At 33.1% G+C, this 15,488-nt stretch carries 13 protein-coding genes; 3 read left to right on the top strand and 10 right to left on the bottom strand.

Annotated features, from left to right (window positions below; translation table 11 throughout):
• Positions 1–9: 9 nt before the first annotated feature.
• The 6 genes from ABD816_RS10920 to surE all read right to left on the bottom strand — a co-directional run bounded on the left by ABD816_RS10920 (position 10) and on the right by surE (position 5,630).
• Positions 10–2,064 (bottom strand): ComEC/Rec2 family competence protein, encoded by a 2,055-nt coding sequence (locus ABD816_RS10920; protein ID WP_344927281.1) that lies wholly within the window; start codon positions 2,062–2,064, stop codon positions 10–12.
• Between the two features lie 57 nt (positions 2,065–2,121).
• A complete protein-coding gene (locus ABD816_RS10915; RefSeq protein ID WP_344927279.1) occupies positions 2,122–2,673 on the bottom strand; it encodes a hypothetical protein in 552 nt (183 codons plus the stop codon).
• A gap of 180 nt (positions 2,674–2,853) precedes the next feature.
• Positions 2,854–3,432, bottom strand: coding sequence for a C40 family peptidase (locus ABD816_RS10910; RefSeq protein WP_344927277.1), 579 nt, complete (start codon positions 3,430–3,432; stop codon positions 2,854–2,856).
• A 1-nt stretch (position 3,433) separates the two neighbouring features.
• Positions 3,434–4,552, bottom strand: coding sequence for a lipid-A-disaccharide synthase (gene lpxB / locus ABD816_RS10905; RefSeq protein ID WP_344927275.1), 1,119 nt, complete (start codon positions 4,550–4,552; stop codon positions 3,434–3,436).
• Between the two features lie 21 nt (positions 4,553–4,573).
• Complete coding sequence (locus tag ABD816_RS10900) at positions 4,574–4,855, bottom strand: hypothetical protein (protein ID WP_344927273.1); 282 nt, start codon at positions 4,853–4,855, stop codon at positions 4,574–4,576.
• Positions 4,848–5,630, bottom strand: coding sequence for a 5'/3'-nucleotidase SurE (surE, locus tag ABD816_RS10895; protein WP_344927271.1), 783 nt, complete (start codon positions 5,628–5,630; stop codon positions 4,848–4,850). Before surE ends, ABD816_RS10900 begins: the two co-directional genes overlap by 8 nt.
• A 262-nt stretch (positions 5,631–5,892) precedes the next feature.
• Here surE and ABD816_RS10890 point away from each other — a divergent pair, with 262 nt between their 5' ends.
• From ABD816_RS10890 to ABD816_RS10880, 3 genes are all read left to right on the top strand, one after another.
• Positions 5,893–8,028, top strand: a complete 2,136-nt coding sequence (locus ABD816_RS10890; protein ID WP_344927270.1) for a carboxy terminal-processing peptidase — start codon at positions 5,893–5,895, stop codon at positions 8,026–8,028.
• 8 nt (positions 8,029–8,036) lie between these two features.
• Positions 8,037–9,149 carry an ABC transporter permease gene (locus ABD816_RS10885; protein WP_344927267.1) on the top strand — a complete coding sequence of 371 codons (1,113 nt, stop codon included), beginning with the start codon at positions 8,037–8,039 and terminating at the stop codon, positions 9,147–9,149.
• Positions 9,150–9,765: 616 nt separating this feature from the next.
• Entirely contained in the window at positions 9,766–10,569 is an 804-nt protein-coding gene (locus tag ABD816_RS10880) for a DNA/RNA non-specific endonuclease (protein ID WP_344927266.1), read from the top strand.
• A gap of 236 nt (positions 10,570–10,805) precedes the next feature.
• Here the strand turns inward: ABD816_RS10880 and rodA are convergent, their stop codons facing one another.
• From rodA to mreC, 4 genes are read right to left on the bottom strand one after another with little or no spacing between them, the layout of a single operon-like run.
• Positions 10,806–12,263: a rod shape-determining protein RodA gene (gene rodA, locus ABD816_RS10875; RefSeq protein WP_344927265.1), complete on the bottom strand. Its 1,458-nt coding sequence runs from the start codon at positions 12,261–12,263 to the stop codon at positions 10,806–10,808.
• The gene (gene mrdA / locus ABD816_RS10870; protein ID WP_344927263.1) at positions 12,263–14,131 is read right to left on the bottom strand and encodes a penicillin-binding protein 2; all 1,869 of its coding nucleotides are present in this window, start codon (positions 14,129–14,131) and stop codon (positions 12,263–12,265) included. Before mrdA ends, rodA begins: the two co-directional genes overlap by 1 nt.
• Positions 14,128–14,634 carry a rod shape-determining protein MreD gene (mreD, locus tag ABD816_RS10865; RefSeq protein ID WP_344927260.1) on the bottom strand — a complete coding sequence of 169 codons (507 nt, stop codon included), beginning with the start codon at positions 14,632–14,634 and terminating at the stop codon, positions 14,128–14,130. Before mreD ends, mrdA begins: the two co-directional genes overlap by 4 nt.
• Positions 14,627–15,451 carry a rod shape-determining protein MreC gene (gene mreC, locus ABD816_RS10860; RefSeq protein WP_344927258.1) on the bottom strand — a complete coding sequence of 275 codons (825 nt, stop codon included), beginning with the start codon at positions 15,449–15,451 and terminating at the stop codon, positions 14,627–14,629. Before mreC ends, mreD begins: the two co-directional genes overlap by 8 nt.
• Positions 15,452–15,488 lie beyond the last annotated feature (37 nt).

Below are 15,488 nucleotides of genomic sequence, written 5' to 3'. Positions count from 1 at the left end.
TAAAAGAGATTACTCTCTTAAAATATAAGCTCCCTTTTTATCTGTACGATGAAAGGGGAGTTTTTGTTTAGCACAACTTTTTTCCCATACATCCAGATATTGCCGATAATTACTGCCATCCGCAATGATTAGTTTGGGTTGTAATTTCTCGATAACACGATCTAAATGAATTTTTGGAGAATCTGATAATAAAAGAATATCTGGTTGTAAGTTTTCAATATTATAAACCGCATCGCTATCAATTATAAAAAGTATTTTTTTCTGATACTCATATACATTTGCAAGTTGGTTAAGAGAACTGGAGCAAACATTTTTATTGATGAAATAGTTGTTAAGAACATATTTTTTAGTTTTTTTAGAAATACTATCTTTTCCATAAAGTATTAGCTGCTGACCGTGCAGGGTACTAAGAACAGTCTGGTTTCTGTTTTGAAAAATCACAAACTCTTCAGCTGTTATATGGGTATGCTTTTCATAGATTAGTACACATAAAAGTATGACAATACTGATACCAGTGGCTAATAGATTTCTTATTGTATATTTTTTATATAGAAACACAGAACTCACAATCAAAATGTAAAGTGTGAGCATCATGCCCCAGGAAAAACTAATGTTAGTGATCAAAAAATAATCCTGTTGTGCTACCCAGTGCATAGTAGCATTCATGAAATCTATACAGTGTCTAAAAATGAGGACTATACTATTAGGTAGAAATTGTATTTCAGCCAATACGATAACTAAAATTCCGAATCCAAGAATACCTCCTAGTATAGGAATAATGATCAGATTAGCAATAAAAAATAATAATGGGAATTGATGGAAGTAGAATAGCGTCAGAGGGAGTACTCCTAATTGAGCCGCAATAGTTACAGTAAAAGTTTCCCATATTTTTTTGTCAATATAAAATCTGGGGTGATAATGTTTAGTTAAAACAGGTTGTATCCACACTATAGAAAATACAGCCAGGTAGCTTAATTGGAATCCTACAGAGAACAAAAGCAGTGGATCAAAACATAGTAATAGAAATATCGAGATTAAGAGTGAGTTGTAAAGGCTTGTTTTAGATCTGATTTGCATACCGATGGCTAAAAAGGAGAACATAGTAACTGCTCTAATAACAGAAGGTGAAAGGCCTGCAATAACAGCAAATCCCCAGAGTAATAGGATGGTAAAAATCGTCTTAAGAATGCTACCTTTTTTTCTAAACCTGTCCAGAGGTTTTAGGATAAAATTTAACAGCATTAGTATAATACCAACATGCAATCCGGAGACGGCTAATAAATGAATCGCACCAGCATCTCTGTAGTCAGAAAATGTTTGTGCATCAATATCTTGTCGTTGGCCTAAAAGTAGAGCATTGATGATGGATAGTTGTTGGGGACTAAAATCGTGTTGAACTAGATTTTCATTAATATTGGTTCTAATTTGATCTGCTATACCGGACAGAGACCAGGATGATGTACCGGTTTTTAATAAGTGATCTTTTGAAACAGTGAGTTGATGATACATGTATCTTTTGCTAAGGTACGAGGCATAATCAAACTGATTGGGATTTAAAGGTTTTGGTGTGGGATGAAGTTTAGAGAATGTAGTATATCTATCTCCAATAGAAAACCTTTGTAACAAACTATCTTTAGGGATCTGTAATAGAATATCACCACAAACAATTTGGTCGTTTAGAAGCGTAATGGAAGCAATGTATTTTTCATAATAGAGAGTAGGTTTTAATCGTTCTTTGATAGAAAACTGTACTTCTAAGAAATTATTTTGGTACTCAGTTTTAGATGATAGCAGATGGGTGTAATGATTATGGAAACGAGTTGGGTTATGAATTTTTACCAGAGTTGTTCCAACCGTAGCAAAAAATAAAAAAGTGATTATGGTAAATACATATCCTTTTTGAAATATTCGTTTTGCAGAAAACCAAGAGATTCCTAGGATACTAATACTGACACTTAATAGGATTAGTATGTTTTTCAGATCGAATACATAATAATATCCGAAAATGATTCCAATAATGAGAGCAATAGTAAGAAATAAAAAAGGAAAATTTAGAAGTTTCATCTATTGTCTAAGAGACGTCATAAGAGTGTGTATAAGTTGATGTGTAATTACGTTAAATCAGTTTCTGATTGTTCTCCTTATTTGCGATGAGCCTTGGATACGTCTATCAGTAATAACAACTCTACCTGTATTAATTCTAATAGCATAATCAGGGTTTGGCCCATGTGGATCTACATCTAAAAGCTTATGTAGTGAGGTGTCAGAGGTTCTTCCAAAATTATAAGTTTCCTGATACCCTTCATGTGTTAATGCATCTATCCTTTTACCATCCTGTCGTATAATCATTTCGAATTCACCACCAATTCCAGTTTCATTATCGGCGCGCAAAAATTTTCTGCTATAGGGTGTCATTCCTACTAAACTTCCAAAGTAATTTGATTTAGGTGTGTGAAACCAGTTTTTGTATCTCGCAGCTTCCTCCCATAAATATCCTCTATTATCTCTGAATCTATTACCCATGTAATGGGTTAACGTAGTTATTTCTTGTTTAACATTAAAATGATTTCTGTTAAGATGGTAGAATAAAAATTGATCCTGATCAAATTCAGCACCATTTATTTTAGCGTCTATTACATTCTTTACTTCTATTGGATCTAGTGAATATTCCATAATGCATTGAATTAATTGGATGTACTAATATAATTTTTTTTAAAGAATTCATTCTCAATAGTTAAAAAAAATATGAAAAATATCTCTTGAAAGGGTGTTTAGAATCACAAAATGTAATGTCACAAGATTTTCTATAATAAGAGTTAAGACTATTTATTATTTAGGATAAGAAAGGAATATCTATAGTATCCTTCTTGCCCAGGCAAAGGCGGTATTCCAGTATTTTTCATCTAAGCTTGAGACTGTAACTCCTTTAGATGTTGAAGAATGTATAAATTTTACCTGATTTCCAACTGTTACCACTAACCCTACGTGGCTTATAACATTTTTCTTTTTATTAGTTTTAAAAAACAGCAGATCACCCACCGCTACATTTCTTAGAGATACTTTTGATCCTTGAGCTGACATGGCTCTGGAGGTTCTAGGGAGGACTATTTCTTCTTTTTTGAAAGATGTATATACAAGACCAGAGCAATCCATTCCTTTTTTAGTGGTTCCTCCATACTTATATCTTGTTCCTTCAAAAGTTTTTGCATACGCTATAATACTTTTGATTTTCTTATTTTCTTTAGTTGTAGCACTTCTCTTTTTTGTCGCAGATGTTGTTTTTTTAGTTTTTGCTACAGCAGATGTATTGCTTTTTTGTGTTGGTTCTGTTATCACAGTTTTTCTTGTAGAAACAGTGCTGCTTCTCTTGCTACTGCCACAGGAAGCACAGATAACACTAAAAAGGACAATGATGAAGGAAATTTTTTTCATTTTAAATATTTTCTTTAAGAGAGTTAACGATAAGGGATGCTGTTTTATCACTAGCTCCTTTTCCTCCCAATTTCTTCTCGAGATCATAATAATTTAGAAACATAACAGCACGGTTATATTCATCAAGGATTTTAGAGAGTTCTTCTTTGAGTCTATTTGTATTAAAATCATGCTGTATTAGTTCAGTAACTACAGGCTTATCCATAATTAAATTTACTAAAGAAATGTAGTCGAGCTTTACAACACGTTTAGCAATTTGATAAGAGATAGCACTGCTTTTATAGCAAACCACTTCTGGCACCTTAAATAGTGCAGTTTCTAAAGTAGCCGTTCCTGATGTGACCAGAGCAGCATTGCTTAAACTTAATAAGTCATAGGTCTGATTCATTACTAAATGAACTCCTTCTTTTTTGATAAAAGGTGTATAAAAACCTGGCTCTTGACTAGGAGCTCCTGCTATTATGAATTGATATTTTGGAAAATCATCTACAATGCTTAGCATTACTTCCAACATCTTTTTTATTTCTTGCTTTCTACTTCCTGGAAGGATAGCAATAATAGGTCTATCATCCAGATGATGCTTGTTTTTAAAATCATCTGGGGTAATTAATGTATGCTGCGCAATAGCATCAATCAACGGATGCCCTACAAAATTGACTTTGTAGTCATAGGTGTCATAAAACTCCTTTACAAAAGGTAATATAACGTACATGTGATCTACATATGCTTTAATAGTTTTTACACGACCGGCTCTGGAAGCCCATACCTGAGGACTAATGTAATAATGTGTTGTAAATCCATTAGGTTTTGCCCATTTGGCAATACGTAGATTAAAACCAGAATTATCAATACAAATCAGAGCATCCGGGTGATAAGCAATAATATCTTTCTTACAATGTTTTATGAGGTTTAAAATCTTAAAAAGATTCAAAAGAACCTCTATAAAACCCATAAACGCTCTTTCTTTATAATGTGATACCATAGTTCCTCCTACCTCTTGCATCAAATCCCCACCCCAGAATCTAAATTCAGCATTTGGGTCCTCTTTTAATATGGATTTCATGAGGTTAGCTCCGTGTAAATCACCTGATGCTTCTCCTGCAATAAGATAGTATTTCATTTGTTACTCCTTTCTCTTGTATTAACTAAATTTACTAATGGCAATACATATGGTTGCTACAAGTGTAGCAAGAAGTACGCCACGAGCTCGATAAGGTTTATTTTGTTTTAAAAATAAAAAGAAAACCAATAAGTTTAGAATAGCACCCAAAGCAATTAAACTTCCTAAAAAACCGTTTAATTGAGCGGCTTTTATAGTCTCAGTTATACCCATTTTAGAAAATAATAATATATATAGAAGAATACCAACACTATTCGATAGCACTCCAATTAGAAAACCAATCAAAATTTCTTTTTTAATCATGTAATGTCCAGTTGTTTAATTCTTTTATAAAATAATGTGCTGTTAAATCAAATTGAGTAGGAACAATCGAGATATAGCCATTTTGTAGTGCCCACTCATCCGTATCTTCTCCTTTATCTTCATTAATAAATTCTCCTGATAACCAATAGTATTCTCTTCCCATAGGATTGGTTCTTTTATCAAATTTTTCAGCCCAATGAGCATCGGCCTGCCTACAAATTTTGATTCCTTTGATTTCTTTTTTCTCTAACCTTGGAATATTGACATTAAGAATAACTCCTTTTGGCAACCCATTTAGAAGTACATTTTCTACAATGGTTTTTACATAAGTTGTTGCTGGTTCAAAATTAGCATCAATGCTATAATCCAATAAAGAAAACCCTATGGCTGGTATGCCTTCTATACCAGCTTCTACCGCGGCACTCATGGTTCCAGAATAAATTACATTTATGGCAGAATTGGAACCGTGATTGATGCCGCTAACACATAGGTCTGGTTTACGGTTAAGAATCTGACGAGTTGCCATCTTAACACAATCTACCGGTGTTCCAGAACAGCTGTATTCTTTTTGTAGGGCATTTTTCTCGATGATTATAGGGTCACAATATAATGCGTCATTAATTGTGATTGCATGGCCCATAGCACTCTGTGGTTTATCTGGAGCGACAACGACAACATCTCCAATTTCATTCATAATACGAATTAACATCCGAATCCCGGGAGCGGTAATGCCATCATCATTTGTAACCAATATTAATGGCTTTTTTTGCAACATAAAAAAATGTTTTTCGTTTGTAAAAATACATATTTTTTATTCTAAATATATTATTAACAAAGAGGATGCTATATAATTAGTTCTTTTAAGAAAAAATTAGTATTATTATGCTATATTGGCACGATTTTTAATGTATTTTGCTAGTAGTCCCTAAATTAAAAATGAACATATAAATTCAACGAATAAAATTGGATTATGATAAGTTTGCTGATCCAAATTTGAGTTGGTTTGTTTGACCATTAAAAACAAAAAAAATAGACAGATGAAAAAGAGTTTTTTTGTAGTTATGCTTGCGGTAATCGTTTCAGCTGCTTCATGTAGTTTTACAACCAAAGTAGATGATGACCCTGATAAAGATAGAATACTGATTGATTTAATTAGTTATGTGTTAAGTAAAGGGCATTATGATGCGAAAGATATTGATGATGATTTTTCTAAAGAAGTATTTGCTGATTATATAGATGCGTTAGATCCATTAAAACGATATTTTTATAAAAGTGATATAGAAGAATTTAAGAAATTCGAGAAATTACTTGATGATCAAATCAGAGATAAGCAGATTGATTTCTTTGATCTTACTTATGAACGTTTACAAGAAAGAATGTTTGAGGCCAGATCTATATATAAAGAAATTTTGGATAAACCATTCAATTTTGAAATAGAGGAATCAATTGATACTGATTATGATGAATTGCCCTATGTAAACGATAAGAATGAACTAAAAAATCGTTGGAGGCTTCAACTTAAATTTAATGCATTGTCAAGTTATTATGAAAAAGTGGATGAACAAATAGATTCATTAGCTAAAAATAAAGACTACAAAAGAAAAACAGGAGTTACCCTAGAAGAGGAAGCTCGAGAAATTACCAAAACATCACTAAAAGAGTATTTTGAGTTTGCAGATGATTTGGAGAGAAAGGATTGGTTTACAATCTACATCAACTCTATTGTAGAAGAGTTTGATCCTCATACCTATTATTTTGCACCACAAGATAAAGACCGTTTTGATATTGCAATGTCTGGTAAATTAGAAGGTATTGGAGCAAGGTTGCAGAAGAAAAATGATAATGTAAAAATCATTGAGATCATATCTGGAGGTCCTGCATGGAGAGGAAATATGGTAGAGGTGGGAGATCTCATTATGAAAGTAAAACAGGAAGATGAAAATGAACCGGTGAGTGTTGTGGGGATGAGACTTGATGATGCAGTAAGCCTAATTAAAGGGCCTAAAGGCACCAAAGTAACATTAACGGTTAAGAAAGTTGATGGAACGATGGAAAATATTGAAATTGTTCGTGATGTTGTTGAATTAGAAGAAACATACGCGAAATCTTCTGTAGTAAAGAAAAATGACAAGACTTTTGGAGTGATCAATCTCCCTAAGTTTTATTTTAATATGGAAGATTACAATCAACGTAATGCTGCTAAAGATGTAAAGCAAGAAATTATCCGTCTTAAAGAACAAAATATGGAAGGTCTTGTTATTGATCTGAGAGATAATGGAGGAGGATCACTTCAAACTGTGGTGGATATAGCAGGTTTGTTTATTGATAATGGTCCTATAGTTCAAGTAAGAACTAAAGGCGAGTCTCCTGAGGTTTTAAGTGATAAGGATAGAACCATATTATGGGATGGACCACTAGTTATTTTAGTGAATGAACTATCTGCTTCGGCCTCTGAAATTTTGGCTGCTGCTATGCAAGATTATAAAAGAGCAATTATCATAGGCAGCAAGCAAACATATGGTAAGGGAACAGTTCAAAATGTTATGGATCTTAATAGATGGATGCGTAGTAATGATTTTGGAGACTTAGGAGCCTTAAAACTAACAACACAGAAGTTTTATCGTGTTGATGGAGGTTCTACACAATTAGAAGGGGTTAAAAGTGATGTTGTCGTTCCGGATCGTTACAGTTACGTAGATATTGGTGAAAAAGATCAGGAAAACCCACTTCCTTGGGATAAAATTGCTGCTGCGGATTATAATTTATGGGACGGGTATATTGATTTTGATCAAACTATTACTAAGAGTAATGCTCGTATGGCGGTTAATGAGCAATTAAAGTTGATTGAGAAAAACGCAAAATGGGTTCGTGAGAAAAGAGATGTAAATAAATATTCATTGAACTATGCTAAGTATAAATCTAATATTGAGCTCAATGAAAAGCAAGCAAAGAATTTTGAAAGCTTAAATGACTATAAAAGTAATCTTACATTTGAATCTCTTCCTTATGAAAAAAGTTTAATGGAGAAGGATTCTATTCTGGAAGAAAAAAGAAATAGATGGCATCAGAGTTTAAGTAAAGATATATATGTTGAAGAAGCGTTGAGTGTTTTAGAAGATATGAAAATCAATACGATACGTAAGTCAAAAAGCCCTCTGACGATTAAGAATTAATCTCTTTAATGCAAAGAACAAAATCAAATTCATTAAGTACTTTGGCGCTCCAAAAATTCAAAAAAAATTTTTGGGGCGTTTTTAGTTTTTGGTTTATAGTACTTTGTGCTTTTATTGCCATATTCGCTTATGTATTGGCTCCGGACAATTCACAAAATGCGAATCAAATGCATTTGTCTATTCATTCTAAAAAACCGGGTTTTTCTGTAAAAATGCTTACAATCCCATCTGCAAATGAGGCTGATCAATCTTTTTTTGATCGTATTTTTTTTGGAACTAAAAATTTAGATATAGAAATTCCTATAGAAGATTATAGTTTTCACAATACTACTTTGAAGATTACACCTTATACAGAAGGCGAACTAATTGGTATTTCAAAAGATATACCATTGGATAATTTTCCTAAAGGTACCGGTAAGGAGGAAATAGAAGATAAGTTTATAAAAAATCATAGTTTTATACTTGGTACAGATAAGTATGGAAGGGATTTATTAAGTAGAATGCTTGTGGGTATTCGGATTTCTTTTTCAATTGGCTTTGTAGCTGTCTTTATTTCATTGATTTTGGGGATTTCACTAGGTGCGGTTGCTGGTTATTTTGGTGGCAAGGTTGATGCCGCGATTATGTGGTTGATCAATGTGACCTGGTCTATTCCAACACTTTTATTAGTTATAGCAATTACATTAGCATTAAATAAAGGGTTTTGGCAAGTCTTTGTTGCGGTTGGATTAACTATGTGGGTAGAAGTTGCAAGAGTGGTAAGAGGGCAAGTTTTAAGCGTAAAGCAAATGCAATATGTTACCGCTGCAAAAGCATTAGGATATAGTCATTTTAGAATCATTACAAGACATATATTACCCAATAGTTTAGCACCCGTAATTGTTATTTCAGCAGCTAATTTTGCCGGAGCGATTCTTATAGAAAGCGGACTAAGTTTTTTAGGAATAGGAGCGCAACCGCCTATGGCTAGTTGGGGAGCAATGATTAAAGATCATTATTCATATATTATTTTGGGAAAAGCTTATCTGGCAATTATTCCGGGACTAGGTATCATGAGTCTTGTAATGGCTTTTATGTTAATCGGAAATGCTTTAAGAGACGCACTGGATGTTAAAGGATAACCTTTTTTATTAAATGAATTTTTGTTTCTGTTCAGTTGACATATAACTTTACCTTAAAAATAATAAGCTATAACCTATATTTTCTAAATTGGTACTTTAAGAGTTAACTCTTAAGCTCCCTCCTTTTTAATAACTTGGCACTTGTAAAATGGTCCGTTCTAAAAAAATATATCCCCAACGGTTTGTGAGACAATTGGGGAAAATGAGTGTGTGAAGAAAAAAAGTGAAATCGTTCTAAAAAATAATTTTGATTTAGCCTAGTTGAGTTTTTGTATTTAGAAAGTTTTCAATGATCATAAATCTTTTCGAGATCTAAAGTAAATGTTTTCAGTTAAATTGTCAACGAGGATATTACATAAAATAAAAATGGAATAACCGTAAATATGTCGATAATAAGGATTTATTTAATTGATTATCAGATATTAACATTAAAATTTCATGGCTTAAAGAGATAGGTTTGTAGATGTTAAAGTTTGCTTTTTAGGTAGTATTTATGTTAATAATGGTACTAGTACGTATCACAAGATAGATTTAAATAATAACAGATAAGATACTTCTGTTTTATACTTTTGTCACTTATATAAGTTCATAAGTGAAGAATTTAAAATGGTATAATTTGAGAAGAAAATATACATATCCAATATTAATTATATTAGTCACAATAGGGTTTTACTATTTTGAAAACTATCAGGGAGATGGTGTTCAGATATTTCCTTCTGATGATAGCGAAGATGTAAATGAATTGAGTTTCTTTTATCTGCCAACCTCCACTACATCAGTTATTGTAAGTCACACTAATTATTCTTTATCTTATGCTGAATCTCATGAACAGGCGGAGTGGGTTGCTTATGAGTTGAAGAAAGATGATATCTCAAGGAACGAGTTTAAAAGACCTTTTTTTGAAGAGGATAAAAAGATACGATCTGTTTCGGCGGATTGGAGAAATTATAAGAATTCAGGATATGATAAGGGACATCTTTGTCCAGCTGCAGATCGTGAGTTTAGTTTTGATGCTTTTAAGGAGACATTTCTAACCTCTAATATTTCACCTCAGAACCATGAATTTAACGCTGGTATCTGGAATCGATTAGAACAAAAAGTCAGATACTGGGCAAAACAATATGATGGAGTATACGTGGTAACAGGAGGAGTTTTGAGAGATGGTCTTGCATCTATAGGATACGAAGGAGTCTCAGTTCCTAAACATTTTTATAAAATAATATTGGATACAAATCTCGAAGAGCCAAAAATTATTGCATTTTTGATTCCGCATAAAGCTACCGATGCACCTTTTGAACAATTTGTAGTCTCTGTAGATACATTAGAAAAATTGACTGGAATTGACTTTTTCCCAAAATTAGAAGATGATTTAGAACATAGATTAGAGGCATCTTCTAATAAAAATGGTTGGAAGTTTTGATCCATAGAATTTCTCTTGGCACTATTTAGCGTGTAATGCATAGTATTCGGATATAGAAGTCTTATTTCCTGATGCTTGTAGCCAAGTGGTCTTGTTTTTAATACTTTGTACCTTGGGGTCTAGGTAGTTCATTAATTGTAAAACACGTTTGAGTGAACAAAAATAATAGTATTCTGTTTTGTGATAGAAATGATGTTTATCGAATTATGAAAAATGAAGAACTGTGGTAATGATTATTACCATTCGTTGACACGATTGGCATCAAGTTTAACAAATATAAAGAGTAATAAGGTAAAGCCCCATAGACCGGATCCTCCATAGCTAAAAAAGGGTAAAGGGATGCCTATGGTAGGGAGTAACCCAGTTACCATGCCAATATTTATGGTAAAATGAATAAATAAGATTCCAACAACACTGTATCCATATACACGACTGAATTGAGATTTTTGCCGTTCTGCAAGATGGATGAGCCGCATTAATAAGGCAATAAATAAAATAACAGCCAGAGTAGCTCCAAGGAATCCCCATTCTTCTCCTACGGTACTAAAAATGTAATCGGTATGCTGTTCTGGTACAAATCCACCTTTAGTCTGTGTGCCTTCTTTCCATCCCTTTCCTGTAAAACCTCCGCTCCCGATTGCAATTTCGCTTTGATTTGTATTGTATCCTATACCTTTAGTATCGACTTCTTTTCCTAATACGATATTAAAACGATCCCTGTGTCGTTGTTCGAATACATTATTAAATATGTAATTTACAGAATAGCAAAATCCAACAATCACTATAAATCCGGTAATGTATCGAATATATTTTGGTCTTTGTTTTTCAAAAGATTTTCCTTTATCCAGAAGCCCTATAAATAAACCAATGGACACCAGTAGTAATGCCAACAAGAGTAACCTAATTGTATATGATATAGGGTTGAATATAATTGCAGCTGATTCCATAATAAGAAAGCTGCTCAAAATTAACATAGTGAGTATAGTAATAATGTATATTTTTAATCTCCTTTCTCTATGTGTTTGGATAAGTTTAGGGAGTAATAATCCAAGGATGAATACTAAAGAGCCTACGATAACTAAAAGAGGTTCAAAAAGTAGGGTAAAGATGAATAAAGTGGCGGCAGATACTGCGATAATTAAGTAGGTGGCAGCGAGACCTTCTCTATATAAAGGAAAAAAAAATGCAGCATACACAAGAGCACTTCCAGGATCAGGTTGTGGGATGATAATTATAGCAGGTACTATAATGATGAGAAATGCTTTTAGTTGATGACTAAATAATTTAATATTAGTTTGCATATCGCTCAAAAACTTAGCGAGTGCTAAAGAAGTTGCTGCTTTAGCAAATTCTGAAGGTTGAAGTCCGACAGGTCCAAATGCATACCACGAGGTTGCTCCATTCACATTTTTTCCAAAGATAAAAAGCCCGAGTAACGAGGCTAAAGAAATCATAAATATTAGCCCTGCAAAGCGTTCATAAAATTTAGTTTCAATCGCCAGTGTAATAGTTATAATGATAAGGCTCAGAACAATCCAGTACAATTGTTTAATATAGGGTTGCGAAAAATTGGTAATAGAAAATTCTTCATCACCATAAGAAGCCGAATAAATATTCATCCAACCAAAACTGACCAGTAATAAAAATAGGAGTACTGTGATCCAATCTATGGAACCAATAGTAGATTTAGCCATTAATAATTAATTTTAAAGGGTTCTCCACTATAAGGTTTAGCATATTCTTCTTCCAGACTATGTGTAAGAATCCATTCTTCTAGATCCGTCCGGGATATATTATCCTTAAGATACTTTTCTATCATAAGGGTGGCCATTCTTCCTGCATATCTGGAACCCCAATATCCGTTTTCTACAAAAACAGCAAGTGCGATTTTTGGGTCATCTTTTGGTGCAAAAGCAACAAACACAGAATGGTCAGTAAGTTGTGTTCTTACTCCATCTATTTTTGTGTAATTTTCTGCTGTTCCTGTTTTCCCACAAATTTCGATACCTTCAGCTTGCAGAAACTTAGCAGTTCCCTGTGTAAACACTTGATACATACCTTCTATGACAGGCTCAAAATGTTCTTTGTCAATTGTTGTATACTTTGGTTTTGTATAATTTTCATCCTGTACGGGTTGACCATCAATAGCTTTTATGATATGTGGTGTATAAAAATATCCTCTATTCGCTATAGCTGCTGTCATATTGGCAAGTTGTATCGGTGTGGCTAGTACTTCTCCTTGGCCAATTGCATTAGAAATAGTACCTGATGCGTACCATTTGTATTTTGGGTATTGATAAATCTTATTATAATATTCAGAATTAGGTACTTTTCCAGGTTGTCCTGCAGATAAATCATTGCCAAGATAATTTCCCAATCCAAAGCTCTCTACATGTTTTTTCCAATGATCAATTCCTTCTTGTGGGGTGTCATATTTGTTAATACTTCTTAAATAGACATTGGCAAAATATGCATTACAGGACTGTGCAATCCCTGGAATCATGCTTAAAGGACTACTATGATGGTGACAACCTAATTTGGCTTTTTTTCCATAACGAAAACCCATGCTACAACTAAAACTCTCTTGGGTATTAACAACGCCTTCCTGAAGTCCTATTAGTGCATTGACTACTTTAAAAGGTGATCCCGGTGGGTATTGACCTTTTAATCCGCGATCAAATAATGGGCGGGCTATTGTATCGTAATAAAGTCTTGTGAAATTTGGAGATCTTTTTCTCCCCACAAGTAATTCTGGTTTATACGTCGGAGCAGTGACTAGTGCCAAAATTTCTCCGGTAGCCGGTTCAATAGCAACAATACCGCCGCGCTTATTTTTCATTAATTGCTGACCATACGCCTGAAGTTTTTCATCTAATGTAATTGTCAGGTCTTTTCCGTTTACAGGTAATGTATCAAAAATACCTTCTTTATAAGGGCCTATATCTCTATTGTACTTGTCTTTTTGAATACGTTTTATACCTTTTACTCCTCGTAATTCTTTTTCATACTGTTTTTCTACACCATCAATACCAATAAGATCACCAGATAGGTAGTAAGGGTCTTTGGCGATTAGTCTTTCATTAACTTCACCAATATATCCCAGAACGTTAGATCCGTGTACGGTTTGATAATCTCTTAATGAACGTTTCTGGATGTAGAAACCTTCAAATTTCCTCATTTTTTCTTGTAAGTACGCATACTCATCTTTTGTCAATTGAGGCACAACAACAGAAGGTACTCTATAAGAATACCCACGAGCTTTTTTTAATTCTTTAACTAATTTTTCCTTGGTTATTTTTAATATAGAACAAAATTCAGTAGTATCAAAAGGTTTTAATTCTCTAGGAATAACCATGACATCATAAGATGGCTGATTTGTGACTAATAGCGCACCATTTCTGTCATAAATAGCTCCTCGCTGCGGGTAATCATATAATACCTTAATTGCATTGTCATCTGATAATGCTACAAAGGATGTGTTGTAAATTTGTAAATAAAAGAGTCTGGAAATAAAAATAATTCCAGTCGTGATGATAATAAGGTAGAGTAACAACTTTCTCATGAATCTTTTCTTCTAAACAACACCAAAATCAGCATGATTACTACAATCGAGAATAGACTTGTAAATAACGTTTTTTTTAGTATTAAAAGTATATGCGAGAAGTTAAATATTTCAAGTGAGAAAAGTACTAGATGATGTATAAAAACTAAGAGTGTAACATAGGTTAAACGCTCGCCAATTCCTAAGGTGTTCAATTTCACGGTCTGAAATTCATAACTTAATCCAAAAACAGATCTTAATACCACAGGGCGTGTATAAGCAATGATTAGACAAGCCGCTGCGTGAACTCCTCCTGAATCTCCAAACATATCCATTGTTAATCCCAAAATAAAACTCAATAAAAAGAAAACGCTTTTACGAATAGTAATGGGTGCTAATAATATAAATATAATATAGATAAAAGGATTTAGATACCCTAAGAAGTTAATATGATTTAAAATAAATACCTGAACTAAAATCAGAATAATAAATCTGCCAATATATAGAAGGACGTTATTATTCATTTGGGTTTTCTAATTTTTTTATTTCTTCTGCATCATTACTTTTAATCGCATATACAAAACCGATATTAGTCATGTCATTAAAAAGAGTTACATCTATCAAATAATAGCTTTGACTTTGGTCTAAGCGATAATCTGATATGGTGCCTATACCAATTCCTTTTGGGAATATGGTAGAACGTCCATTGGTAACAATAGTGTCTCCTTTTTTTAAGACCGCCTGTCTTGGGATTGTTTCCAATTGTACAATATTAGGATCTTTGCCATTCCAGACGAGAGAACCATACTGATTAGATTTTTGTAATCCTGCGTTAATCGTAGATTCACTATGTAATATAGAAATTACTCTACTGTAGTTCGTAGAGGTATTTTCTACGATACCGATAATTCCTTGATCCGTTATAACTGCCATATCAGGTTGAATGCCATCTTTTTCTCCTCTATTGATCAAAATATAGTTATCAGATTTACTATAATCATTCTTGTAGACATTTGCTTTAATAAAGGTAAAAGGAGAGGTAAAGGATACGGTGTCTATATAACGAGAATTCTCAAGAGTATCTTTTAGATACAGATGGGTCAAATTACGCAGGTGTTCATTTTCTTTAAGAAGACGCTCATTTTCTTGCTTTAAATTGAAGTAACTACTTATAGAATATCTCCATCCATAAACACCTCCAGAAAGAAAATTAGTAGAACTTACAAATTTACTTTTATGATAGTTATGCGATTGAATCGTAAATAATAGTGATAAACTTAATAAAAGCAGAAATAACAAGAAGTTTTTGTTCCTTATTAAAAAATTAACAATCTGCTGCATGGCTTCGGGGGACTAATTACTTAAAATAAAATTAATG

The organism is Aquimarina addita, from assembly GCF_039539305.1.
GTDB classification, from domain to species: Bacteria; Bacteroidota; Bacteroidia; order Flavobacteriales; family Flavobacteriaceae; genus Aquimarina; species Aquimarina addita.
This window is presented reverse-complemented; position numbering and strand designations above follow the sequence as displayed.